At 72.5% G+C, this 23,195-nt stretch carries 20 protein-coding genes; 11 read left to right on the forward strand and 9 right to left on the reverse strand.

The window, feature by feature from the left end; all coding sequences use genetic code 11:
• Window positions 1–23: 23 nt before the first annotated feature.
• Window positions 24–512, forward strand: a complete 489-nt coding sequence (locus tag ACLQ27_RS24255; RefSeq protein WP_357489893.1) for a peptidoglycan-binding domain-containing protein — start codon at window positions 24–26, stop codon at window positions 510–512.
• A gap of 84 nt (window positions 513–596) precedes the next feature.
• Here the strand turns inward: ACLQ27_RS24255 and ACLQ27_RS24260 are convergent, their stop codons facing one another.
• A complete protein-coding gene (locus tag ACLQ27_RS24260; RefSeq protein WP_234589170.1) occupies window positions 597–998 on the reverse strand; it encodes a peptidase inhibitor family I36 protein in 402 nt (133 codons plus the stop codon).
• A gap of 180 nt (window positions 999–1,178) precedes the next feature.
• Here ACLQ27_RS24260 and ACLQ27_RS24265 point away from each other — a divergent pair, with 180 nt between their 5' ends.
• Window positions 1,179–3,995, forward strand: coding sequence for an AfsR/SARP family transcriptional regulator (locus tag ACLQ27_RS24265; RefSeq protein WP_425868775.1), 2,817 nt, complete (start codon window positions 1,179–1,181; stop codon window positions 3,993–3,995).
• Here ACLQ27_RS24265 and ACLQ27_RS24270 read toward each other — a convergent pair.
• Window positions 3,973–5,409 (reverse strand): nitrilase-related carbon-nitrogen hydrolase, encoded by a 1,437-nt coding sequence (locus ACLQ27_RS24270; protein WP_425868777.1) that lies wholly within the window; start codon window positions 5,407–5,409, stop codon window positions 3,973–3,975. The two genes, ACLQ27_RS24265 and ACLQ27_RS24270, sit on opposite strands and share 23 nt — an antisense overlap.
• 109 nt (window positions 5,410–5,518) lie before the next feature.
• Between ACLQ27_RS24270 and ACLQ27_RS24275 the strand changes: the two genes are divergently transcribed.
• Together ACLQ27_RS24275 and ACLQ27_RS24280 are read left to right on the forward strand one after the other, a co-directional pair.
• Window positions 5,519–6,691, forward strand: a complete 1,173-nt coding sequence (locus ACLQ27_RS24275) for a sensor histidine kinase (RefSeq protein ID WP_425868778.1) — start codon at window positions 5,519–5,521, stop codon at window positions 6,689–6,691.
• Entirely contained in the window at window positions 6,691–7,344 is a 654-nt protein-coding gene (locus ACLQ27_RS24280) for a response regulator transcription factor (RefSeq protein WP_234589153.1), read from the forward strand. Before ACLQ27_RS24275 ends, ACLQ27_RS24280 begins: the two co-directional genes overlap by 1 nt.
• Before the next feature lie 129 nt (window positions 7,345–7,473).
• Here ACLQ27_RS24280 and htpG read toward each other — a convergent pair whose 3' ends face one another.
• Complete coding sequence (htpG, locus tag ACLQ27_RS24285; RefSeq protein ID WP_425868780.1) at window positions 7,474–9,390, reverse strand: molecular chaperone HtpG; 1,917 nt, start codon at window positions 9,388–9,390, stop codon at window positions 7,474–7,476.
• 204 nt (window positions 9,391–9,594) lie between these two features.
• Here htpG and ACLQ27_RS24290 point away from each other — a divergent pair, with 204 nt between their 5' ends.
• Window positions 9,595–10,293, forward strand: coding sequence for an SDR family oxidoreductase (locus ACLQ27_RS24290; protein ID WP_234589150.1), 699 nt, complete (start codon window positions 9,595–9,597; stop codon window positions 10,291–10,293).
• A 63-nt stretch (window positions 10,294–10,356) separates the two neighbouring features.
• Here the strand turns inward: ACLQ27_RS24290 and ACLQ27_RS24295 are convergent, their stop codons facing one another.
• The gene (locus ACLQ27_RS24295; RefSeq protein WP_425868783.1) at window positions 10,357–12,114 is read right to left on the reverse strand and encodes a M28 family peptidase; all 1,758 of its coding nucleotides are present in this window, start codon (window positions 12,112–12,114) and stop codon (window positions 10,357–10,359) included.
• A 206-nt stretch (window positions 12,115–12,320) separates the two neighbouring features.
• Between ACLQ27_RS24295 and ACLQ27_RS24300 the strand changes: the two genes are divergently transcribed.
• Window positions 12,321–15,158 carry an ATP-binding protein gene (locus ACLQ27_RS24300; protein WP_357489881.1) on the forward strand — a complete coding sequence of 946 codons (2,838 nt, stop codon included), beginning with the start codon at window positions 12,321–12,323 and terminating at the stop codon, window positions 15,156–15,158.
• An 18-nt stretch (window positions 15,159–15,176) separates the two neighbouring features.
• Here the strand turns inward: ACLQ27_RS24300 and ACLQ27_RS24305 are convergent, their stop codons facing one another.
• Window positions 15,177–15,935: a hypothetical protein gene (locus tag ACLQ27_RS24305; protein ID WP_357489879.1), complete on the reverse strand. Its 759-nt coding sequence runs from the start codon at window positions 15,933–15,935 to the stop codon at window positions 15,177–15,179.
• Entirely contained in the window at window positions 15,932–16,432 is a 501-nt protein-coding gene (locus ACLQ27_RS24310; protein ID WP_234589143.1) for a SigE family RNA polymerase sigma factor, read from the reverse strand. Before ACLQ27_RS24310 ends, ACLQ27_RS24305 begins: the two co-directional genes overlap by 4 nt.
• A 141-nt stretch (window positions 16,433–16,573) precedes the next feature.
• Here ACLQ27_RS24310 and ACLQ27_RS24315 point away from each other — a divergent pair, with 141 nt between their 5' ends.
• Window positions 16,574–17,425, forward strand: a complete 852-nt coding sequence (locus ACLQ27_RS24315) for a DUF3152 domain-containing protein (protein WP_357489876.1) — start codon at window positions 16,574–16,576, stop codon at window positions 17,423–17,425.
• Window positions 17,426–17,452: 27 nt separating this feature from the next.
• Here ACLQ27_RS24315 and ACLQ27_RS24320 read toward each other — a convergent pair whose 3' ends face one another.
• Window positions 17,453–18,109 carry a hypothetical protein gene (locus ACLQ27_RS24320; RefSeq protein WP_425868785.1) on the reverse strand — a complete coding sequence of 219 codons (657 nt, stop codon included), beginning with the start codon at window positions 18,107–18,109 and terminating at the stop codon, window positions 17,453–17,455.
• 221 nt (window positions 18,110–18,330) lie between these two features.
• Here ACLQ27_RS24320 and ACLQ27_RS24325 point away from each other — a divergent pair, with 221 nt between their 5' ends.
• Window positions 18,331–18,894: an AMIN-like domain-containing (lipo)protein gene (locus ACLQ27_RS24325; protein WP_425868787.1), complete on the forward strand. Its 564-nt coding sequence runs from the start codon at window positions 18,331–18,333 to the stop codon at window positions 18,892–18,894.
• Between the two features lie 90 nt (window positions 18,895–18,984).
• On the opposite strand, the gene ACLQ27_RS24330 is transcribed toward ACLQ27_RS24325, so the two are convergent.
• Window positions 18,985–19,959 (reverse strand): GlxA family transcriptional regulator, encoded by a 975-nt coding sequence (locus tag ACLQ27_RS24330; RefSeq protein WP_234591542.1) that lies wholly within the window; start codon window positions 19,957–19,959, stop codon window positions 18,985–18,987.
• Window positions 19,960–20,231: 272 nt separating this feature from the next.
• On the opposite strand from ACLQ27_RS24330, the gene ACLQ27_RS24335 reads away from it, so the two are divergent.
• Both ACLQ27_RS24335 and ACLQ27_RS24340 read left to right on the forward strand, forming a co-directional pair.
• On the forward strand, window positions 20,232–20,870 hold the full coding sequence (locus ACLQ27_RS24335; protein WP_357489870.1) for an HD domain-containing protein: 639 nt from the start codon (window positions 20,232–20,234) through the stop codon (window positions 20,868–20,870).
• Between the two features lie 99 nt (window positions 20,871–20,969).
• Window positions 20,970–21,920, forward strand: coding sequence for an NADP-dependent oxidoreductase (locus ACLQ27_RS24340; RefSeq protein WP_425868790.1), 951 nt, complete (start codon window positions 20,970–20,972; stop codon window positions 21,918–21,920).
• Here the strand turns inward: ACLQ27_RS24340 and ACLQ27_RS24345 are convergent.
• On the reverse strand, window positions 21,917–22,264 hold the full coding sequence (locus tag ACLQ27_RS24345) for an L-rhamnose mutarotase (protein WP_425868792.1): 348 nt from the start codon (window positions 22,262–22,264) through the stop codon (window positions 21,917–21,919). The two genes, ACLQ27_RS24340 and ACLQ27_RS24345, sit on opposite strands and share 4 nt — an antisense overlap.
• Before the next feature lie 249 nt (window positions 22,265–22,513).
• Here ACLQ27_RS24345 and ACLQ27_RS24350 point away from each other — a divergent pair, with 249 nt between their 5' ends.
• Window positions 22,514–23,194: a response regulator transcription factor gene (locus ACLQ27_RS24350; protein WP_357489864.1), complete on the forward strand. Its 681-nt coding sequence runs from the start codon at window positions 22,514–22,516 to the stop codon at window positions 23,192–23,194.
• Window position 23,195: the final 1 nt, after the last annotated feature.

The following is a 23,195-nucleotide window of genomic DNA, read 5'->3' on the forward strand; positions in this document are numbered from 1 at the left end:
GGTAACCTTCCCAGGAGGAGAGCATGTCGATCCACCGGAGCCGCATCGGCCGCCGCAGCGCCGCCGCCACCCTCGTGACCGTCCTGGCCAGCGCCGGCCTGACCCTGCTCGCACCGACCGCCGCACAGGCGTCCAGCCCCTGCACCAGCCTGACCTTCTACCGGGTCGGCGGCTATCCGGGCGGCGCGGACATGCACGTGCCGACCATCGGTTGGCAGACCGGGAACAAGCAGTGTTATCTCACCTACGGCCACTCGAACTCGGCCGTGCTGGTGCTTCAGGAGGCGCTGAACAACTGCTACTCGCAGTCGCTCTCCCTCGACGGCAACTACGGCTCGAAGACCCGCGAGGCCGTCCGGTACGCCCAGCACCGCATCAACCAGGACATCGTGTACGCGAACATCGCCGAGGACGGCGAGTACGGCCCGCAGACCCGGGCGTACATGGGCTTCGCGATCTTCGGGGTCAACGGCGGGGCGGTCATCCCGAACGTCTGCTACTACCCGGGCTGAGCCGCCTGACGGCGCCGGTCGGAGTCCCCCGTGGGATTCCGGCCGGCGCCGTCGTGCACCCCCCTGCCCGGTTCGGTCCGCGGTTCAGCAGACGCGGACCGCCTCGATCCGCTGGTTCCAGCTCCCCCCGATCGCGGCCGTGTCGTACGCCAGGTTCGCCCGGTAGCCGTAGGCGTGCTGGTAGCCGAGCAGGCCGGTGGCGTTGGCGTTGTCCCAGAAGGTGGAGACGGTGCCCGACGGCCGGTTGTTGATGATCGACTGGGTCCGGTTGCGGAAGTACGAGGGCAGCGGAACGTCGTTGCAGCCGTTGTACGGGCCGTCGAGCAGGAAGATGTCCCCACTGAAGTTGGTCCCGGCGTACAGGCAGAGCAGACCCGAGGGGCAGGCGTAGTTGGCCTGGGCCGGGCTCGGGGCGACGGCGAGCGTGGCGCCCACGGCAACCACGCCGAGCAGGGCGGACGTGAACCTTCGCAGAGCACTTCGCACGATGGTGACCTCCGGTGTCGTCACGACCGGACGGGCCGTGAGTCGAATTGCCGACATCGCGTTGATCGATGCCGCTGTGCCACCATGATCTGCGCGGCAGGTCGACGAATTCCTGCCGGAACCTCAATCCGGCCGCTCGTCGGCGGATTGTCCGACTGGCGGCGCGGCGAGCGGCGGTTCATGGAGATTCGGGTCCTCGGGCCGGTCGAGGTCTGGGCGGACGGCCGCCTGGTCGACGCCGGAGCAGCCCGCCAGCGCGCCGTCCTGGCCGCGCTGGCGGTCGATGTCGGCCGACCGGTCCACGTGGAGTCGCTTGTGGACCGGGTCTGGGGCGACGCGCCACCGCCCAGGGCCCGCCACAATCTGCACGTCTACCTCGCCCGGCTCCGCCGTGTGCTGGCCGACGCGGGCGCACCGGACGCTCTGGTTCGACGCTCTGGCGGGTACCTGCTGGACCAGCCACCGGAGGCAGTGGACGGTCAGCACTTCGACTCGCTGCGGCACCGGGCCGATCGGCTGGGTGACGACGATCCCGAGCGGGTGGAGCTGTTGCGCCGGGCGCTGAAGCTGTGGCGCGGCGAACCCCTGGCCGGGCTGACCGGCGAGTGGGCGGCGCGGGTCCGGCAGGACTGGCACCGCCGGCACACCGACACCGCGGTGCAGTGGGCCCGCGCCCTGCTGCGGCGGGGCGAGCCGGACCCGGTCATCGACCCGCTGACCCGGCTCGCCGACGACCACCCCCTGGACGAACCGGTCGCCGCCGTGCTGCTGCACGCGCTGGCCGCGGCCGGTCGCGGCGCACAGGCGCTGGCGTACTACGCCCGGCTGCGGGACCGTCTCGCCGACGCGCTCGGCGCGGACCCGGGCGTCGAGCTCCGCCAGCTGCACCAGGCCATCCTGCGCGGTGAGGTCACCGCGCCGGCTCCCGGGCCGTCCAGCGCCCCCGCCGGAGCGGGCCCCGTCGCCAGGCCCCACCCGGACCGCCCGGTCCCGGCGCAGTTGCCGTCGGATGTCCGGGGTTTTGCCGGGCGCGGTCCGGAGTTGGGACGTCTGGACGCGCTGCGGTCGTCCGCCGAGGCGCAACCCGGGGCGGTCCCACTGGCGGTGCTCTCCGGAGCGGGCGGGGTGGGCAAGACGGCGCTCGCCGTGCACTGGGCGCACCGGGCCGCCGGGCACTTCCCCGACGGGCAGCTCTACGCCAACCTGCAGGGCTACAGCCACAGCGGTGTGGTGCGCAGCGCCGAACAGGTGGTGCGGGGTTTCCTGGCCGCGCTCGGGGTGCCGCCGCGGGAGGTGCCGGCGGATGAGCAGGCACAGACGGCGCTGTACCGGAGCCTGCTCGCCGGTCGGCGGATGCTGGTGCTGCTCGACAACGCCCGGGACGCGGCGCAGGTCCGGCCGCTGCTGCCGGGTGCGCCCGGCTGCCTGGTGCTGGTGACCAGCCGGGATCGGCTCACCGGGTTGGTGGCCACCGAGGGCGCGGAGGCGGTGCTGCTGGATCTGCTCACCGCCGAGGACGCGCAGGCTTTGCTCCTCGCGCGGATCGGGGCGCGGGCGAAGGACGAACGGGCCGCCGTCGACGAGCTGGTCCGACTCTGCGACCGGCTGCCGCTGGCCCTGGTCGTGGTCGCGGCCCGGGCGGTGGTCCGGCCCCAGCTGCCCCTGACCGAGTTGGGCGCGCAACTCCGGGCCGACGGCCGGCTGGACGGCCTGGACACCGGAGAGCACGACAGCAGCGTGCGGGCGGCGCTGTCCTGGTCGTACCGGCTGTTGTCGACGTCGACCGCGCGGCTGTTCCGGCTGGTCGGGGGAAGTACGGACGTGACGGTGAGTACGGCGGCGGCGGTCAGTCTCGCCGGCGGCGGTCGACGGGCCGTGCAGGCGGCGTTCGCCGAGCTGGCCGACGCGCATCTGGTGTTGGAGCGCGGCCCGGACCGGTACGCGATGCACGACCTGTTGCGGGCCTTCGCGGCCGAACTGTCCGCCGAACACGATCCGGCCGGCGACCGGGCCGAGGCGCGCGGCCGGCTCTTCGACCACTACCTGCACAGCGCGCACGGCGCGTCGGTGCTGCTGCACCCGCACTGGGATCCGATCACCCTCGCCCCGGCCGCCGGCGGCGTCCGGCCGGAGAAGTTCGGCGACCATGACGAGGCCGTGGCCTGGTTCACCCGCGAACGCGACGTGCTGATCGCGCTTGTGGAACGGTGCGCCGCCAGCGGGTTCGACCGACACGCCTGGCAGCTGGCCTGGAGCCTGACCAGCTTCCTGGACCGGCAGGGCGGTTGGCACGACCAGTTGGCGGTGCAACGTACGGCGCTGGCGGCCGCGCGCCGCAGCGGAGACCCGGACGGGCAGGCGCACGCGCACCGCAGCCTGGCCCGGGCGCACGCCCGCCTGGGTCGGCTCGACGAGGCGCCCGGGCAGCTCCAGCGGGCGCTGGAGCTGTTCCGCGAGCTGGGCGACCCGGCCAACCAGGGGCACACCTGCCTCGACCTCGCCGAGGTGGCCGACCGGGAGGGCCGGCGTGCCGAGGTGGTCGAGCATGCCGAGGCGGCGTTGGCGCTGTACCGCGAGGCGGGCCACCGCTACGGGCAGGCGATGGCGTTGAACGCGGTCGGCTGGTATCAGGCCCAGCTCGGGGCGCACGACGCCGCGGTGCGGGCGTGTCAGCAGGCGCTGGAGCTGCTGCGCGAGTTCGACGACCGGCACGGCCAGGCGCCCACCTGGGACACCCTCGGCTACGCGCAGCACCGCGCCGGACGACCCGCGGAGGCGGTGATCGCGTACCGGCACGCGGTTGAGCTGTACCGGGAGTTCCGGGACCGGTACTACGAGGCGGACACGTTGGGGCACCTGGCCGAGGCGCAGGTCGATGCCGGCGACCCGGTCGGGGCGGCCCGGAGCTGGCGGACGGCGTTGGGCCTCCTCGACGACCTCGGGCACCCGGACGCGGAGCGGATCCGTCAACGGCTCACGGCCACCGGCGGGTCGTGACCCGTCGGCGGGGCCCGCCGCCCGGCCGGCCCACCACCCCGCCGACGCAGACGACGAACAACACCACGGACAGGATCGGAAACCAGTCGCCCGTCCGCGAATAGACAGTGCCTGACCCGGTCGTCGGAGCGGCCGTGACCAGCAGTTCCGCGTCACCGGCGGTCGCCTCGCCCAGGACCCTGCCGCCCGGGTCGGTGACGGTCACCCGGCCGAACGCGGCGGCGCGGACCACGGTGAGCCCGTTCTCCACGCCGCGGACGAGGGCCATCCGGCTGTGCAGCCAGCCGTCGGAGGTGAAATCCAGGCCGGGGACGAGCAGCACCGAGGCGCCCTGCGCCCGATACCGCCGGACCAGACCGGGATAGTCGAGGTCCTTGCAAATCGCCACGCCGAACCGCCCGTCCACGATCATTTCGTCGTCGCCCGGCGTCAGCCAGTCCTCCAGGCCCGGGATCAGATGCTGCTTCTCGTACGTCCTGATCGTTCCGCTCGGGTCCAGCACCAGCGCCACGTTGCTCGCGGTCCCGGCCCGCCGCAGCACCGCGCCGACGACGACCCGGGCCTCGGTCTGCCGGAGCGCGTCGACGAGCAGGGGCAGGGTGGCGTCCGTCACGGCGAAGACCTTCTCCGGCAGCACGACGATCCGCGCCCCGCGCGCGGCCAGGCCCGAGACCCGCGGAACGTACCGGGCGAGCAGGTCACGCCCGGACGGTTCGTCGATCGGGAGCCCGTCCTCGGACTGTCGCAGCGCGACGAGGCCCACGGCCAGCGGCTCGGCCGGGTCCGGGGAGCGGCTCAGTGACCAGGCCGACCATCCGCCGGTGCCGAGCAGGAGGGCGAGCAGGCAGGTGAGGGCGGGGCGTGGGCCGCCGAGCCGGGGAGTGCGGGTGGGTCGCAGGCTTCTGAGCAGGGCGGCGAGGGCGACCGGGACGGCGAGCAGCAGGTAGGTGACGCCCCACACGCCGGTGAGCGCGGACAGCTGGATGACCGGGCGGACGTCCGCCTGCGTGTAGGCGAGGCTCCACCACGCGCCGTGCGGCAACAGGCGGGACGCGGCGTACTCGCCCAGCACCCACAGTGACGGCACGGTAAGAACGGCGGTCACGGTTCGTCCGCGCAGCAGGAGTGTCCGGGCGAGCAGGACCGTGCCGGCCGCCAGGCCGAGGCCGAGCAGGAACACGCCGCCGACGGCGGGGACCGGTAGTCGCAGGGTGCCGAGGTAGTACCCGACAATGCCGAGTTGGCCGATCGACCAGGCGAGAATCGTCGCCCAGAGCGCGGTCCTCGGGCGTACCCGCACCGAAGCGAGGATCAGCGGGATCGGGGCGAGCCAGGTCAGCGCGGCAACCGGGTGCAGCCCGGAGCCACCGAGCCAGAGCAGTCCACTCAGGAGCGCGGCGATGATCGTCGTCATGCGTCGATCGTGCGGCGGGATCGGCCGGGGCGGATCGCCGTACGAAGTGGAGGTGATCTGGTCCTGTGGAGGGAGGCGCGGCAGCGCCGGGCCGGACCATACTGCCGACGTGAAGCGGTACGTCAATCTCGCCGTCACCGTTGCCGCCGTTGCCGCGACCGTGCTGCCCGCCCTGGCCGGCGGGCCACGTGCCTGGTGGGTGCTGCCGCTCGCGGTCGCGTCCTCGGTCCCGGTGCTGTGGCGTGACCGCGCACTGCTGACGGTCGCCGCCGTCGTGGGCCTCGCCACGACCGTCTCCGCCTCGCTCGGCGCACCCCCGCTGTTGCCGGTCGGCCCGCTCGTCTGCCTCTACACGTTCGCGGCCCGGGCCGCCCTGCCGATCCGCCTGCTCGGCATCCTGCTCACCGCCGGCGGCCTGCTGTTCTCGCTGCTCTATCCACACCCGGACGTGGAGGTGCTGCGGTACCTGGTGGTCGCCTACAGCTTCTCGTACGCCCTGGGCACCAGCGCCCGTGCCCGCCGTACGCAGGCCATGGCCCTCGCCGAACGCGATCGTCGCGTCGCCGGTGAACGTGCGGCGGCAGTGCTGCGCGAACGCGCCCGCATCGCCCGCGACCTGCACGACATCCTCACCCACGCGGTCGGCGTCATGATCGTCCAGGCGGAGGCGGGACCACTTCTGGTCCGCCCCCACCCGGACCGCGCCGACGCCGCGTTCGCCACGATCGCGGTCACCGGCAGGGACGCGGTCGTCCAGCTCCGCCGCGCGGTCGGCAGCCTGCACGAACCCGCCGACCAGTCCCTCGACCAGCCGGGCCTCGCCCACCTGCCCGTCCTCGTCGAACGCGTCCGCGCCACCGGACTCGACGCCGTCCTCACCGTCTCGCCCCCGCCGTTCGGATCCGTCGCCGGACCGCGGTCCGAGATCACTTCCGGTCCGCCGGTCGGTGGTGTCCTCGGGTGGCCGATCGAGCCGCCCGCGGACGTCGGGATCGCCGCCTACCGGATCGTGCAGGAGTCCCTGACCAATGTGGTCCGGCACGCCGAGGCCCGAACGGTCCGCATCCTGCTGAGCTACAGCGCGGCCGCCCTGACCGTGTCGATCACCGACGACGGTCGCGGCAACCGGGCTTTCGGCGCCGGGGTGCCCGGATACGGGATAGTCGGCATGCGCGAGCGCGCCCGGGCCTGCGGCGGGACCCTGCGCACCGGCCCGGCCCCCGACAGCCACGGCTTCACCGTCACCGCCACCCTGCCCCTCTCCGCACCCGCGGCCGTCTGATGCTGCGCGTCGTGCTCGCCGATGATCAGGACCTGTTCCGGGCCGGATTCGCCACGATCCTCGGCGCCGAGCCGGACATCGAGGTGGTCGCCGAGGCCGCCGACGGCGCCGCCGCCGTGCGGGCCACCCTCGATCACCTTCCCGACGTCGTCCTGATGGACATGCGGATGCCCGTGCTCGACGGCGTCGCCGCGACCCGGCACGTCTGCTCACTCACCCCGAGCCGGGTCCTCGCCCTGACCATGTTCGACACCGACGACTACCTGTACGCGGCCCTGCGTGCCGGTGCCAGCGGCTTCCTGCTCAAGGACGCCCCACGAGCCGACCTGGTCAACGCCGTCCGGGTGGTCGCCGCCGGCGATGCGCTGCTCGCCCCCGGCGTCACCGCCCGGGTGATCGGCGAACTACACCGGCGCGGCCACCCGGACCCGGCGCTCGCCGCCGCGGTGACCGCCCTGACCGCCCGCGAGACGGACGTGCTGCGCCTGATCGCGGCCGGTCTGTCCAACGCCGAAATCGCCGCGCACCACCACCTGAGCGAGCACACGGTGAAGACCCACGTCGGCAACCTGCTCGCCAAACTGAATCTGCGCGACCGCGCCCAGGCCGTCATGATCGCCTACGAGTCCGGCCTGGTGATCCCCGGCCGCTGACCAGTGGCGACGTCAGGTCTGTCGACCTCGTCGATCATGGAGTCATGGTGCCTGTCAGGCACCGTGATGGGCGCTTTGTCACCCACCACAACTCCATGATCGACGAGGCGAGGCAGTTCGCGAGAAGGCTTACAGGGTGCGGGCCAGCCGGTCGGCGAGCGTACGGGTGAACCGGGCCGGATCGGCCAGCTCACCGCCCTCGGCGAGCACCGCCAGGCCGTACAGCAGCTCGGCGGTCTCGGTCAGGGTTTCGGTGGAGTCGCCCTGCTCGTGGGCCTTGCGCAGACCGGTGACCAGCGGGTGACCGGGGTTGATCTCCAGGATGCGCTTGGCCGAGGGGACGTCGTGCCCCATCGCCCGGTACATCTTCTCCAGCGTCGGGGTGAGGTCGTGCGCGTCGCCCACCACGCAGGCCGGTGAGGTGGTCAGCCGCGACGACAGACGAACCTCCCGAACGCTGTCGGCGAGGGTCGTGCCCAGCCACTCCACCAGCGCGGCGAACTCCTGCCGCTGCTGCTCGCGCTCGGCCTCGGCCTGCTGCTTCTCCTCGTCGGTGTCCAGGTCGACCTGGCCCTTGGCGATCGAGCGCAGCGGCCGGCCGTCGTACTCGCCGACCCGCTCGACCCACACCTCGTCAACCGGGTCGGTGAGCAGCAGCACCTCGTGGCCCTTGGCCCGGAACGCCTCCAGGTGCGGGGAGTTCTCGATGGTGGCCCGGGAGTCGCCGGTGGCGTACCAGATGTCGCTCTGGCCGTCCTTCATCCGCGAGACGTAGCCGGCCAGGTCGGTGGGCTCCGCCGCGTCGTGGGTGGAGGCGACCGACAGGATCTCCAGCAGGGAGTCGCGATTGTCGGTGTCGTCGATCAGCCCTTCCTTGACCACCGCGCCGAACTCGGTCCAGAAGGTGCGGTAGCGCTCGGCGTGGTTGGCCTTGAGGTCCTTGACCGTGGCGAGGACCTTGCGGACCAGGCGGCGGCGCACGATCTGGATCTGCCGGTCCTGCTGAAGGATCTCGCGGGAGATGTTCAGCGACAGGTCGTGCGCGTCGACGACGCCCTTGACGAAGCGCAGGTAGGTGGGGACCAGCGCCTCGCAGTCGTCCATGATGAACACGCGCTTGACGTAGAGCTGCACGCCGCGACGGCCCTGCGGGGAGAACAGGTCCAGCGGGGCGTGGCTGGGCAGGAACAGCAGCGCCTCGTACTCGAAGGTGCCCTCGCCCTTCATGTGCACGACCTCGAGCGGGTCGGCCCAGTCGTGGCTGACGTGCTTGTAGAACTCGTTGTACTCGGCGACGTCGACCTCGTCGCGGGGCCGCGCCCAGAGCGCCTTCATCGAGTTGAGGGTCTGCACCTCGCTGGTGGCGGCCTCGCCCTCGGCACCGGGACGCTCGACGGTCATCCGGATCGGCCACGCGATGAAGTCGGAGTAGCGCTTGACGATCTCGCGGATGGTCCACTCGGCGGTGTAGTCGTGCAGGTTGTCCTCGGTGTCGGCCGGCTTGAGGTGCAGGGTCACCGCGGTGCCCTGCGGCGCCTCCTCGACGGTCTCGATCGAGTAGGTGCCCTCGCCGGTGGACTCCCAGCGGGTGCCGCCGGTCTCGCCGGCCTTGCGGGTCAGCAGGGTGACCCGGTCGGCGACCATGAACGCGGCGTAGAAGCCGACGCCGAACTGCCCGATCAGGTCCTGCGAGGCGCGGGCGTCGGCGGACTCGCGCAGCTGGCGCAGCAGCTCGGCGGTGCCGGACTTGGCGATCGTGCCGATCAGCCGGACCACCTCGTCGCGGGTCATCCCGATGCCGTTGTCCCGCACGGTGAGCGTGCGGGCGTCCCGGTCGACCTCGATGGCGACGTGCAGGTCATCGGTGTCGGCGACGAGATCCTTGTCGACGAGCGTCGCCAGCCGCAGCTTGTCCAGGGCGTCGGACGCGTTCGAGATGAGTTCCCGCAGGAAGACGTCCTTGTTCGAATAGATCGAGTGGACCACCAGCTGGAGGAGCTGACGCGCCTCGGCCTGGAACTCCAACGTCTCGGCCTGGTTGCTCACACCGTCTCCCTTCTCGGCTCGTGCGGAGGTTCGCGCAAAGGATACGAGTCGTCACCGCCGCGGTCGTGCCCGCGTCCGGGTCGTATTCCCGATCCGAGGAGGGCGCGCGGTGACGTAGCTGACTTTGCTCAGCAGAAGTCAGCCGGATAGCGTTCCGGTCGGCGAACGCCGTCGTGCCGCATCGACCGAACCTGGAGCACTCCCATGAAGATCGCCGCAAGCACCGCCCTCGTCACCGGCGCCAACCGCGGCTTCGGCCGACACCTCGCCGCCGAACTCGTCGCGCGCGGCGCGACGGTGTACGCCGCGGCCCGCAACCCCGACTCCGTCGACCTGCCCGGCGTGACGCCGGTCCGGCTGGACATCACCGACCCCGACTCGGTGGCCGCCGCCGCGACGCTCGCCGGCGACGTGAACCTGCTGGTCAACAACGCCGGCATCGACAGCCGGGCGGACCTGCTGGAGGGCGACCTGGACCAGATCCGGCTGGAGCTGGAGACGCACTACCTCGGCAACCTGTCGATGATCCGGTCCTTCGCCCCGGTCATCGCCGGCAACGGAGGCGGAACGGTCCTCAACGTGCTCTCCGTGCTGTCCTGGGTGAATTTCCCCCTGCACGGGGCGTACGGCGCCGCGAAGTCCGCCGAGTGGGCGATGACCAACGCGCTGCGCCTCCAGCTCGCCGAGCGGGGCGTCCGGGTCGCCGGCCTGCACGTCGGCTACATGGACACCGAGATGGCGGCGACCATCACCGGCGCCAAGTCGGACCCGGCGGTGATCGCCCGGCTCGCCGTCGACGGCATCGAGGCCGACGCGTACGAGATCGTCACCGACGACGTCAGCCGGCAGGTGCAGGCCGGGCTCGCCGGCGGTGTCGCCGCGCTCTACCCGCAGCTCCCCTGACCTGGAACGCGACGGGCCGCCGCCGGGAGCATCCGGCGGCGGCCCTTTCCGACGGGTACGCCCTCAGCTGGCCTGCAGGGTCACGTCGTCGATCACGAAGCTGGTCTGCAGCGACGAGTCCTCGGTGCCGGTGAACTTCAGGGTCACCGTCTGCCCGGCGAACCCGGCCACGTTGAACGTGCGCTGGACGTAACCGGAGGCGGCGTTGAGGTTCGAGTACGTCGCCAGGGTGGTCGAGCCCACCTGCACGGTCAGCTTGTCGTACGCCGTGGAGCCGGTGGTCTCGGCGGTGTCGATGTGCAGCCAGAACGACAGCGTGTAGCTGGCGCAGCCGGCCGGCACGGTCACCGACTGGGACAGGGTGTCGGTACGCGTGCTGCCGTACCCGTCGAGCCACGCCTTGTACGACCCGGTCCGGGCCGGCTGGCTGCTGGAATTGGTGATCACGCCGGAGGACGCGGTCCACGGCGTGCTGCCGCTCTCGAAGCCACCGTTGCCGATCACCTGCCCGCCGGAACAGCCGCCGGTGCCGGTCACCGTCAACGTGAGGCTGGCGGTGCGGGTGACCGAGCCGGTGCCGGTGACCGTGATCGTGAAGGTGCCGGTGGCCGCGCTGGCCGAGGCGCTCAGGGTCATCGTGGCCGAGCCGCCGGAGGTCACCGAGGACGGGCTGAACGACACGCTCACCCCGCTGGGCGCCCCGGAGGCGGAGAGGCTCACCGACTGCGCCGAGCCGGCGGTGGTGGCGGTGGTGACCGTCGCGGTGGTGCTGGCGCCCCGGGCCACGGTCCGCGTCGTGGGGCTGACCGCGACGGAGAAGTCGTTGGTCGGGGTGCCGCCGCCCACGGCGAGCTGCCACAGCGCGTACGCGACGCCGTCCGCGGCCCGGTTCAGCACCGTGGCGCTGACGTTGGCGGTGGTGTCGCAGGAACGGTGGTAGCACGAGTCGTAGGCGGCGTTGGCCGTGCCGCCCCACTTGGCCGCCTGTGTGCTCGTCTTGCGGGCGCTCGCGCCCGCGGCGTAGCCGGAGGTGGGGATGCCGGCCTGCTGGAAGTAGTAGTCGTCGGAGCGGCCCTGACCCTCGACGTTCTCCTCCGGCTGCAGCCCCAGCGAGTCCCAGTACGCCTTCAGCGGCGCCGCCGTCGTGGAGGTGACCCGGTTGATGAAGTAGCCGCCGTTGGTCGAGCCGACCATGTCGAAGTTGTAGTAGCCCTTGATGTAGCCGCGCTGCGTCGCGCTGAGCGAGTTCACGTAGAACCGGGAGCCGTTGAGACCCTGCTCCTCGTCGGTCCACCAGGCGAACCGGACCTTCTTCGTCATGGTCGGGTTCTGCGCGGCGAGGACCAGCGCGTTCTCCAGCAGGGTGGCGGAGCCGGAGCCGTTGTCGTTGATGCCCGGGCCGGCCGAGACGCTGTCGAGGTGGGCGCCGAACATCACCACCTGGTCGGTCGGGCCGCCGGGCCACTCGGCGATGAGGTTGTTCGAGGGGTACGTGCAGCTGGAGCAGGTCTGCTCGCTGACGGTGTAGCCGGCGGCCTGGAGCTTGCTCTTCACGTAGCTGACCGAGGCGGTGTAGCCGGCCGAGCCGGCCCGCCGGTTGCCGCCGTTGCTGCTGGCGATGGAGTTGAGCTGGGTCAGGTGCGCCTGGACGTTGGTGACGGAGATGTCCGGCGCCGCCAGGACGGCTGCGGACGCGGCGATCGGCCGGGCCGCTGTCGTCGGGGCGGAGGGTGACGCGCTCACCGGCTGGGCGGCCAGCGTCACCGTCATCCCGGCGAACACGGTGAGCGCGATTGCCGCGCTCAGCGTTCTGCCTCTCATGGGGGCTCCTCGGGGGTTGGAGAGATTACCGAGACACTGACAGAGATCTATGTCTGTGACATCGGTCGTTCGTCCCGAACCCCCACCCGTTAGACGGTGGGTACCGACGACGGCACAGGTGAGTAGAGGTGCCAGGATGGGTAGGTAACGCCAGCAGGGGTCGTCGGGCCCGGAACGGGGGGCTTAGCGATGACGGCGGGTCGAGCGTGACACGACCCCGCACCGACCTGTTCGACGACGGCGGTGACACCGGACGGCTGATGGCCGAGCTGGACTGGGCCGACACCCCGCTCGGGGCGGTGTCGGGCTGGCCGCAGAGCCTGCGGGCCGCCGTGCGGGTGGTGCTCTCCTCCCGCTACCCCATGCTCCTGCTCTGGGGCGACCGCCTCTCCCAGCTCTACAACGACGCGTACTCCGCCCTGATCGGCGACAAACACCCCGCCGCGCTCGGCGACGACGTACGGGTGACCCTGGCCGAGGGCTGGGACGTCCTCGCCCCCCTCATCCAGCAGGCCATGACGACCGGCGTGGCCAGCTGGGTGCCCGCTCTGCAACTGCTGCTGGAGCGCGCCGGCTACCGCGAGGAGGCGTACTTCAGCGTCTCGCACGCCCCCGCCCGCGACGACGACGGCCGCACCGTCGGCGTGCTGACGGTGTGCAGCGAGGTCACCGAGCAGGTCGTCGGCGAACGGCGACTGCGGCTGCTACGCGACCTGAGCCTGCGCGGCGACGGGCGCACCGTCGACGTCGACGCCACCTGCGCCCGGCTGATCGACGCGATCGGCGCCCACCCGCTGGACGTGCCGTTCGCGGCGATCTACCTGCGCGACGGCGCGGTGCTGCGCCGGACGGCCTGCGCGGGCGGTGACCCGGGTCACCCCGCGGTGACCGGGGCGCTGCCGGACGTCGTCGACCTGGCCGACCCGGGCCCGGCGGCCCGCGCCTGGGCGCTCCCGGACGCTGCGCAGGGTCGCCCCACCGACGTGACGGGCGTCGCGGACCGGCTGACCCTGCCCGCCGGCCCGTGGGGCGATCCCACAGCCGCCGCGCTGGCACTGCCGCTGCCCTCGGCCGCCGAGGACCAACCGCTCGGCGTCCTGCTGGCCGGCGTCAGCCCCAACCGGGAACTGGACGAGGCGTACCGCTCCTTCTACCAACTGCTGACCCAACAGGTCTCCATGGCGGTACGCAACGCGAAGGAGTACGAGCAGGAGCGCCGCCGGGCCGAGACGCTGGCCGAACTGGACCGGGTGAAGACCACCTTCTTCACCAACGTCAGCCACGAGTTCCGTACGCCGTTGACCCTCATGCTCGGGCCGCTCGCCGACGCGCTCGCCGACACCGCCGCGCCGCTGGCGCCCGGGCAGCGGGAGCGGGTGGAGACCGCCTGGCGCAACGCCACCCGGCTGTTGACCCTGGTCAACAGCCTGCTCACCTTCTCCAGCCTGGAGGCCGGCCGGGCTCGCAGCGACGCCCGCGAGGTCGACCTCGCCGCGCTCACCGCGGAGCTGGCAAGCGTCTTCCGGGCCGCCGTCGAGCGGGCCGGCCTGGCTCTGGAGGTCGACTGCCCGCCACTGCCCCGGCCGGTCACCCTCGACCCGGTCAACTGGGAACGCATCGTCACCAATCTGCTGTCCAACGCCCTGAAGTACACGTTCATCGGCCGCATCCGGGTCGCCGTGGACGCCGACCACGACGAGGTACGCCTCACCGTCGCCGACACCGGCATCGGGATCGCCGAGGCGGACCTGCCAAAGCTCTTCGAACGCTTCCACCGGGTGCAGGGCGCGCGCTCGCGCAGCCACGAGGGCACCGGCATCGGCCTGGCCCTGGTCCACGAGCTGACCCGGCTGGAGGGCGGCGAGGTCCGGGTGACCAGCCAGGTGGGTGTCGGCACCGCCTTCACGGTGGCCCTGCCGTGGTCGGCGGCCCGACGCGCGGTGACGACCGGGCCAGCAGCGAACGGCCGGGGCGACGTGGCCCGCGCCGCCGTGTCGGAGGCGGCGGGATGGCTGGCCGACCCGGGCGGCAGCATCGCCGAGCCCGCCGCGGCGTCCGGCTCGGCCGCCGACGAGTTGGCCGGTGCCCGGATCCTGGTGGCCGACGACAACAGCGACATGCGCGCGTACCTGAGTCGGCTGCTCGCCGGTCAGGGCTGGCGCGTCCGGTCGGTCACCGACGGTCGGCAGGCCCTCGACGCGATCCACCGGGAGCCGCCGGACCTCCTGCTCACCGACGTGATGATGCCGGTGCTGGACGGCTTCGACCTGGTACGCCGACTGCGCGCCGACCCGGCGACCCGGGCGCTGCCGGTGCTGGTGCTCTCCGCCCGGGCCGGCGAGGAGGCCAGCGTGGTCGGCCTCAGCCTCGGCGCCGACGACTACCTGGTGAAGCCGTTCGCCGCCGCGGAGTTGATCGCCCGCATCCGGGCCGCCATCCGCCGCGCCCGCACCGACCCGTCCGGCGACGACGCCACCGCGACGACCGCCGACGACAGCCCGAGCGCGCTCGACGCCCCGATGTCGACGCGATCCACCGGGGCCACCGCCGTCGCGCCCGCCCCGCCGGTGGCGGAGCCCACCGCACGCGCCACCACCGCAACGGCTGGTGGGGAGCCGGCCGGCGGGTCGGTGGTCGACGCGGCCGGCGACGGGCTCGGCGACATCCTGGCGGCGGAGTGGACGTACCCGTCCGTGCCCACCTCGGCTGCTGCCCTGCGCCGGGACGTCCGGCTGGCGTTGGACGAGCTGGACGTCCACCCGGACGTGGTGGAGGATCTGCTGCTCGCCGCGTCCGAGGCGATGAACAACGCCGTCGAGCACGCACAACGCCCCAGCCGCCCCGAGGTGCGGGTCCGGCTCCAGGTGGGCGACGACCGGATCCGGATCTCGGTGCGCGACTTCGGCACCTGGCGAGACCGTCGGCCGGCCATGGACCGGGGCCGGGGCGCGCTGTTGATGAACGCGTACGGCGACGTGCGGCTGGTCTCCACCGGCGAGGGGACGACGGTGACCATCGAGCGGACGCTGACCGACCCGGCCTGAGTCACCGCCGCCAGGGCCTCAGAGCCGACGGCCCGCGCGGTCACGGGCGATGATGCCGTCCAGGCGCTCCCCCGGAGTGAGCGTGGCCGGGTCGAACCAGAAGATCACCACCTGCTTGTCCATGCTCCAGCGCGCCATCCGGGCATCGACCTGCCGACCGTCCACCGTGCCGATGATCCGCTCGGCGGGGCCGACGAAGTAGCCGAAGGTGGGCACCGGCGCGTCCGACGAGCGCTCGTCGTAGCCGATCTGGTGGAACCCGGGCCGGCGGTCGGCGCCGGCGACATCGTTGACCAGGATGTCCGTGCGCAACGTGCCGTCCGGGGCGCGACGGCCGGCGGCCAACCCGATGGTCACCTTGGGCACGCCGGGCACCGACACCGAGACGACGTAGTAGACCCGACGGTCGGTGCCCTGCTGTACTCCCGTGTCGATCACCTGGCCCAGGGGCTTCGGACCCGGCACGCCGCGGGCCACCGTCGGCGGCGGCGTGGGCTCTTTCGCCGTCGACGCCGAGGCCGAGGCGGCGGCGGAGGGCGGAGCCTCGGCGACCGACGGTGCGGGACCTGTCGACGCCGGACCGCCTGGCCCGGGGGCGCTGAGCGCCACCACTGCGACGCCGACCAGTCCCGCTACGACCGTCGCCGCGGCGCCCCCGGCGACCCGTCGACGGATCCGCAGCCGACGGCCCGCACGCATGACGGTTTCCAGGTCGAGCGTGGCGTCGGGGCGCTCGGTCGCCCGCATGGCGTCACGGAGCCGATCCAGCTCGCTCATCGACGCGCCTCCTCGTCGGCCGTGCGCGGCGCCGCCGTGCGCAACTTCTCCAGGGCTCGCGAGCTGGTGCTCTTGACGGTGCCCACCGATACGGCGAGTTCCCGGGCCACCTGCGCCTCCGGCAGGTCGAAGTAGTAGCGCAGCACGACGATGGCACGCTCGCGAGGGCTGAGCGCGCCGAGGATGGTGACCAGCCAGGCCCTGGTGGTCACGTCGTCGGCCACGTCGCCGCGCCGCTGTTCCGGCACCTCCTCGGTGGGGTACTCCCGCATCGGCCGCCGCCACCGATCCACCAGGTGATTGACGAGGGTGCGACGCGCGTACCCGTAGGCGTCGTCGTCGTGGATCCGCGACCACGACGCGTAGGTGCGCACCAGCGCGGTCTGCGCGGCGTCCTCGGCCTGGTGGTGGTCGCCGGTCATCAGGAACGCGGCGTGCACCAGTCGCGCGGACGCCGCGCGCGCGAACTCGACGAACTCCGCGTCACCCCGCGCCACCGCGAACCCTCCCCCGTGCCACACCCTTTTCAGACGGGCGAGGGCCCGCGAAGGTTGAGTCCTCGCGACGTCAACCTTCCGGCGGGCTCACCCGTCTTCTCTCCCGCGTCGCCGTGGACCGGCACGCGAGGGGAGAGAAACATGTCGACGAAGGCTACCCGTCGGGGACATCTGTCCCCGGTGGTGTTGCTGCTGGTCGTGGCGCTGGTCACCGGGTGTGGCCGGCCGGCCGCCGGGAACGGATCGGCCGGTGGCGCCGCGAGCGGACCGGACCCCGCCGGCCTGTCCTCGCCAGCACCGGCCGCGACGGGACGGACGGCGGGAGTGGCCGGCAGCGGCGGTGTCGAGGCGGCGACGCCCACTGTGGTGCCGGTCAGCTATCCCGCCACCGGCAGCAACCGCTGGTCGGTGGCCGCAGCCGAGACGACGGGTGGAGGCGGGAGCACCGGCAGCCTGCTGCGCTACCGGGTCGCCGTGGAGCGCGACATCCGCGGCCTGCGGGCGGGCGACATCGCCACGGCGATCTCCGCGACGTTGAACGACCCACGCGGGTGGACGGCGGACGGGACGTGGCGGCTGCGCCGGGTCGGCGCGAACGAACCCGTCGACTTCACGATCTACCTGGCGACCCCGGGCACCCGCGACACGCTCTGCCAGGACGTGCCGGACGGCTACACGTCGTGCCGCAACGGCGCCCGGGTGGTCCTGAACGTGGCGCGCTGGGTCATGGGGGTTCCGAACTACGGCGCGAGCCTGGCCACCTATCGGCAGTACATGGTCAATCACGAGGTGGGGCACAAACTCGGGTTCGGTCACGAGCGCTGCCCGGGGCGGGGCCGGCCGGCGCCGGTGATGCAGCAGCAGACGTTGGGCCTGCACGGGTGCCGCGCCGGGGCCTGGCCGTACCCGAACGGCACGGTCCGCTACCGCGGGCCGATCGGGGCGTACGACGACGGGATCCCCCGACGCGAGGGCGCCTACGCGGCGCCGTGAACCCGACGACGGGGCCGCCGCCGTACGTCAGGTGCGGCGGCCGCGTTCCTGCTCAAGCCGCTCGTCCAGCCGACCCAGCTCGTAGATGGCGTTGAGGCTGGTCGGCAGGCGGCGGACATTGTCCGGCCCGGGGTCGGGTTCCGGCCTCGGGTCGGGATCCGGCGCGGGACCGGGATCCGACGCTGCAACGGTCGTGGGGTCGGACGCGCGGCGACGCAGGAGCAGCAGTGCCAGCACCGCCAGGACGGCCGCGACCAGCAGGTAGGAAACCGGCGGCCAGCCACGGCGGGCGGGGCTGGCGAGCGCCGGCGGGACCTCGGGCGCCGGGGTGTCGACGGTACGCACGGGCCCGGCGGCATCGCGGGCGTCGGCGCCACCGGCCGGGCGGCCGGGGGCGGCCGGAGCCCGGACACCGGCCGACGTCCCGGCGGGCGCGGCGGTCGCACCCGGCGCGGTAGGGCTCGGCTGGGCGGTCGCTGGCGGCCGGGTCGGCGCGGACGTCGCGGTGGGGGTGACGCCCGGCGTCGGCGTCGGTGTCGCGCTCGGCGCCCGACGGCCGTCGAGGAGATCGTCGACGATCCGGCCGACGCCGCCGAGGAGGTCGCCGATCGGGCCCGAGGTGGCCGACGGGGACGGCGCGGGCGCGAGGGCGAGGGTCAGCGCGAGGACGACGACGGTAGGCACGGGTCCACCTCGAAAGTGTCGACTGCCAGGCACAGTACCGCGTTGCGGGACGGCGTGGGTGACACGGCCACGCCGGAACGGTGACGGCCGGCCGTCGGCCACTGTTACCCGGTGGTTACGCCGCGGCGAAGCTCGCGTGCCGTGGCACGACGACGGTGACGGCAGAGGGTCACCGGCAACGCCGCCGCGACGTGGCCCCGGCATCGAGTGGAGAGATCACCATGAGGATCAGGAGCACTCTCACCGCGTTGGCGGTCGTCCTCGCCGGCCTGGTCGCCAGCGCGGGCAGCAGCACCGCGGCCGGCACCACTACCGGGTCGGCGTCCTGCGGGATCACCTGGGGCAGCGCGGAGAAGTCAGCCGGCGCGCTGAGCGACGCCCCGCTGGTCGACGTACGGACCGGGCAGCACGACTGCTACGACCGGGTGGTGTTCGAGTTCGCCGGCCCGGTCGACGGTTACGCGGTCGGCTACGGCGAGACGTGGACCGAGGGCGAAGGGCTGGCGCTGAGCCCGTACACCGCCGGGGGCGCGCTGCTGCGGGTCTCGCTGCGGGCCCCGGCGTACGACGCCGAACACCAGGGCACCGTGCCCTACGCGGTCGGCGAGCACGTCGCGAACCTGCTGCGCTGCGCAACGCTGCGCGACGTCGTCTTCGGCGGCAGTTTCGAGGGCTACAGCACCTTCGCGGTAGGCGTACGGGCCCGGTTGCCGTTCCGCACGTTCACGCTCGCCGGCCCCGGCACACACAGTCGTATCGTGCTGGACGTCGCCCACCAGTGGTGAGCGGAGCCGGTGGGGTGGTTCGCCTGGCCGTCCGCCCGTCCGAGGCGGGCGGCCAGGCGGGATCGTCCGCAGCCCCGTCGGTGCCGGGCACTAACCCGCGTGGGGGCGGCGAGCCGTGCTGAACTGTCTTTGGTAGGCGGCGGGGCTGATCGACAGCTTCCTGGCGAAGACCCGACGCATGCTCTCGTAACTGGGGAACCCGGCGAGGGTCGCGGCCTGTGTCGCGGTGTGGCCCTGGTCGAGGAGCGCCCGGGCCAGGTCGAATCGGATGTTCTCCACGTAGCGGGCCGGGGTCGTGGACAGCTCGTCGTGAAAGAGCCGGGTGAGGTGCCGGGTGCTGACGTTGAGGTGTTTGGCAAGTTCGCCGAGCGTGTGGCGCCCGCGGGGGTTCGCCGTCACCAGGTCGGCGATTCGCCGCAGTGCCGGCGAGCGGGGCGGCGGCCCCTGCAGCGGCGCGGAGAACTGGGACTGGCCGCCCGCGCGCTGCATGTACACCACCAGGGCGCGTGCGACGTCGCGCGCCAAGTCGGGCCCGTGGTCCTCCTCGACGAGAGCGAGCGCCAGGTCGATGCCGGCCGTCACCCCCGCCGAGGTGTACGTGGTGCCGTCGCGCACGTAGATCGCGTCGGGCTCGACACGGCTGGTCGGATGCCGGGCGGCGAGCTCGTGCGCGACCTTCCAGTGCGTGGTGGCGCGCTTGCCGTCCAGGAGGCCGGCAGCGGCCAGGACGAACGCCCCGGTGCAGATGGATGCGACCCGTCCGGCCACCGCCGCCGGCCGGCGTGCGGCCTCCGCGAGGTCGGCGGGAACATGGGCGCGCGGATAGTGGTCGGACCCGGCCACCAGTAGCGTGTCGAAGGCCGGCTCCGAGGAGACGGCCCCGTCGACGGCGATCCGCACCCCGAGACTCGTCGTGACGTCCGCGCCGGTCGGCGACAGCAGCACGATCCGGTAGTCGGCGCCGAAGCGGTTCGCCTCCTTGAACACCTCCGCCGGACCCGCGACATCCAGCAGCGTCACTCCGTCGTAGACGAAGATCGCGACGCGGTGGGGCGGCAGGGACACCGGGTATTGGTAGCACGCCATGACCGGAGATGACGGCGATCCTCCTGGAGGCGTCGCTCACCTTGCGATATCGCCGGGTGCGGACGCCCGTGGCGTGATCTGCTGATCTGCGACGTATCGAACGGCGACCGGCGCTCTGGTCGACCCCCCGCGACGCCCCGGTCCGAATGTGAGTGGTTCCTGGCCGGATGAGGGCGGCACCGCACGACGATCGGTGGGCAGCATGGTGGTCACAAGGACGTCAGCGGACAGCGCCGGGAGGGTCAGAGGGCATGTCAGAGGTCATCGCGGGGTTGGAGATTCCCGATACGGCGGCGGTCGCCGAAGCGACCAGGCACATCCGGGAGACGACCGGACCGCTCATCTACCACCACTCCCGACGCGTCTTTCTCTTCGGCCTGACGCACGCGCGCAGGCTTGGCGTGCAACCGGATCCGGAGCTGCTCTATGTGGCGTCCATGTTCCACGACAGCGGTCTGCTGACACCGTTCTCCGACGTCGAACAGCGCTTCGAGGTCGACGGCGCCGACCACGCGCGCGCATTCCTCCTGGAGCGGGGGTTCTCCACGGCCGCCGCCGAGACCGTCTGGACCGCGATCGCGCTGCACACCACACCTGGCATCCCCGACCGGATGGGCCCGGAGATCGCCACCACCTACCTCGGTGTCCTGACCGACGTGCTCGGCCTCGGCCTGGACGGGCTGGACCGCGACCAGTTGGACGAGATCCTCGCCGTTCATCCCCGTGGGGACTTCAAGAACGAGTTCCTCCAAGCGCAGTTCGACGGGCTGAAGAACCGCCCCGACACCACGAACGGCACCGTGAACTCCGACATCCTCGAACACTTCATCCCCGGCCTTGAGCGCGTGACGACTGTCGAGCGCATCACCGGCTCACCCTGGCCGAGCTGACCGGACGCGGGCTCACGCGGTCGGCGTCACTTGTCAGCCCCGGCGCTGAGCCCACACCGCCGGGCAACAGCGACGACATTCTCTTGAAAGGTATGGACCATGCAAGCGATCACCGTGCGCGACCGTGACGCGGGCGTCAGCGGGCTCACCCTCACCGACCTGCCCTACCCCCACGCCGCGGAGAACGACGTCATCGTGCGTGTGCACGCCGCGGGTTTCACACCCGGAGAGCTCGACTGGCCGGCGACGTGGACCGATCGCGCCGGCCGCGACCGGACGCCCAGCGTCCCCGGGCACGAGGTGTCCGGGGTCGTGGTCGGGCTCGGCTACGGAACCACCGGCCTCACCGTGGGCCAGCGGGTGTTCGGACTGACCGACTGGGCGCGCGACGGATCGCTTGCCGAATACACCGCGGTGGAGGCTCGCAACCTCGCTCCGCTCGCGGCCGACATCGACCACACCGTGGCCGCGGCGCTGCCCATCTCCGGCCTGACGGCATGGCAGGCGCTGTTCGACCACGCCCACCTCACGACCGGCCAGACCGTCCTCATCCACGGCGCGGCTGGCGGCGTCGGCACGATCGCCATCCAACTCGCGCGGGAGGTGGGCGCGCACGTGATCGGCACCGGCCGGGCCGTCGACCGCGATCTGGCCCTCAGCCTCGGCGCGCGGGCCTTCGTCGACCTGGACGCCGACGACCTGCGGGACGTCGGCGAGGTGGACGTGGTGCTCGACGTCATCGGCGGCGAGATCCTCCGGCGGTCGACCGAACTGGTACGCCCCGGCGGCACCCTCGTCACCATCGCCACGCCGCCCACCGTCCAGCCGAAGGACGGGCGTGCCATCTTCTTCGTCGTCGAACCCGATCGCGTCCGGCTGGCCGACCTCGCCGACCGCGTCCGGGCCGGGCGGCTCAAGCCCATCGTCAGCGCCGTACGGCCGCTCTCCGAGGCGGCTTCGGCGTTCGTCCGTCAGCGCCGCACCCCCGGCAAGACGATCATCCAGGTCACGCAGGAGCAGGGGATGCCGCACCCGACCACGGAGGGCTAGTCCGCCGGGGTCTGCTCGGGCGCCTCCCCGGCGGCCTCGTCGGTCAGGTGCCAGACCTCCCGCATCGGGGCCCACCAGTCCCCCGAGCCGGGTTCGGCGAGCGATTCCTGGCACGGGTCGGTCAACGTCCACCACTCCTGCGTCTTCGGGTCGGCGGCGATGTACCGCAGGTCGGCCTCATAGTCGTCGCCGACGTACTCGTAGTAGCCGAAGAGCAGGTCGCCGTGCAGGAAGATGGTGTAGTTGCGGAAGTTCGCCTCGCGCAGCGTCTTCTCGACGCCCGGCCAGACCTCGGCGTGTAGGCGCAGGTAGGTCTCCCGGTGCTCCGGACGGAGCCGGATCACGCAGCCATGACGTTGCACGTCGTGTCCTCTCAGGTGAACTGGTCACGCGGTGGCGACGGCCCGGTGCGGATCGGCCATCGACGACCATCGGGGTGGTGCGGTTGGCGACCCGATGGTAGCCGGAGCCAAGATCGAGGATCACCCGCCGGAGGTCGAGGGCGACCGATGCCGCACCGGGACCGACCGGGCCGCCGACACCGACCGTTTCGCCAGGGCTGCGCAGCGTCGCGGCGGGTCTACCCTCAGGTGGTGGAGGGCCGCGTGCTGGTGGTCGAGGACGACGCCTCCATCCGGGAGGTCACCGCCCTCGGTCTGCGTCGCGCCGGCTTCCGGGTCGACACCGCCGTCGACGGGCGGCAGGCGCTCATGGCCTGGCGGGCACACCCGGTCGACGCGATCGTGCTCGACGTCATGCTGCCCGGCCTGGACGGCCTGGAGGTCTGCCGGGAGATCCGGCGAACGAGCCAGGTGCCGATCCTCATGCTGACCGCCCGCACCGACACGCTCGACGTGGTGGTCGGCCTCGAATGCGGGGCCGACGACTACTTGCGCAAACCCTTCGACCTGCCGGAGCTGGTGGCGCGGGTCCGCTCGGTGCTGCGACGGGCGAGCGCTCCGGCCGGTTCACCCACCATCGCCGTCGGCGACCTGGAGATCGATCCGGGCGGCTTCGTCGTACGCCGCGGTGGACGGGAGGTGACCCTGACCGCCACCGAGTTCCGTCTGCTGCTGGAGCTGGCCCGACGGCCCGGCCAGGTCTTCACCCGCGAACTGCTGCTGGACCTGGTCTGGGACCACCGTTTCCTGGGCGACTCGCGGCTCGTCGACGTGGCGGTGCAGCGCCTGCGCGCCAAGGTCGAGGACGACCCGGCGCACCCACTGCGCATCCGCACGGTACGCGGCGCCGGCTACAAGCTGTCCACGCTCTGAC

The sequence above is a fragment of the Micromonospora sp. DT63 genome, from assembly GCF_049841615.1.
Classification (GTDB): Bacteria; Actinomycetota; Actinomycetes; order Mycobacteriales; family Micromonosporaceae; genus Micromonospora.

What these genes read in the sequence shown, in the direction of transcription:
- ACLQ27_RS24255 (WP_357489893.1), top strand. Translation starts at nt 24, where the DNA reads ATGTCGATCCACCGGAGCCGCATCGGCCGCCGCAGCGCCGCCGCCACC.
- ACLQ27_RS24265 (WP_425868775.1), top strand. Translation starts at nt 1,179, where the DNA reads ATGGAGATTCGGGTCCTCGGGCCGGTCGAGGTCTGGGCGGACGGCCGC.
- ACLQ27_RS24270 (WP_425868777.1), bottom strand. Translation starts at nt 5,409, where the DNA reads ATGACGACGATCATCGCCGCGCTCCTGAGTGGACTGCTCTGGCTCGGT.
- ACLQ27_RS24280 (WP_234589153.1), top strand. Translation starts at nt 6,691, where the DNA reads ATGCTGCGCGTCGTGCTCGCCGATGATCAGGACCTGTTCCGGGCCGGA.
- ACLQ27_RS24290 (WP_234589150.1), top strand. Translation starts at nt 9,595, where the DNA reads ATGAAGATCGCCGCAAGCACCGCCCTCGTCACCGGCGCCAACCGCGGC.
- ACLQ27_RS24295 (WP_425868783.1), bottom strand. Translation starts at nt 12,114, where the DNA reads ATGAGAGGCAGAACGCTGAGCGCGGCAATCGCGCTCACCGTGTTCGCC.
- ACLQ27_RS24305 (WP_357489879.1), bottom strand. Translation starts at nt 15,935, where the DNA reads ATGAGCGAGCTGGATCGGCTCCGTGACGCCATGCGGGCGACCGAGCGC.
- ACLQ27_RS24315 (WP_357489876.1), top strand. Translation starts at nt 16,574, where the DNA reads ATGTCGACGAAGGCTACCCGTCGGGGACATCTGTCCCCGGTGGTGTTG.
- ACLQ27_RS24325 (WP_425868787.1), top strand. Translation starts at nt 18,331, where the DNA reads ATGAGGATCAGGAGCACTCTCACCGCGTTGGCGGTCGTCCTCGCCGGC.
- ACLQ27_RS24335 (WP_357489870.1), top strand. Translation starts at nt 20,232, where the DNA reads ATGTCAGAGGTCATCGCGGGGTTGGAGATTCCCGATACGGCGGCGGTC.
- ACLQ27_RS24340 (WP_425868790.1), top strand. Translation starts at nt 20,970, where the DNA reads ATGCAAGCGATCACCGTGCGCGACCGTGACGCGGGCGTCAGCGGGCTC.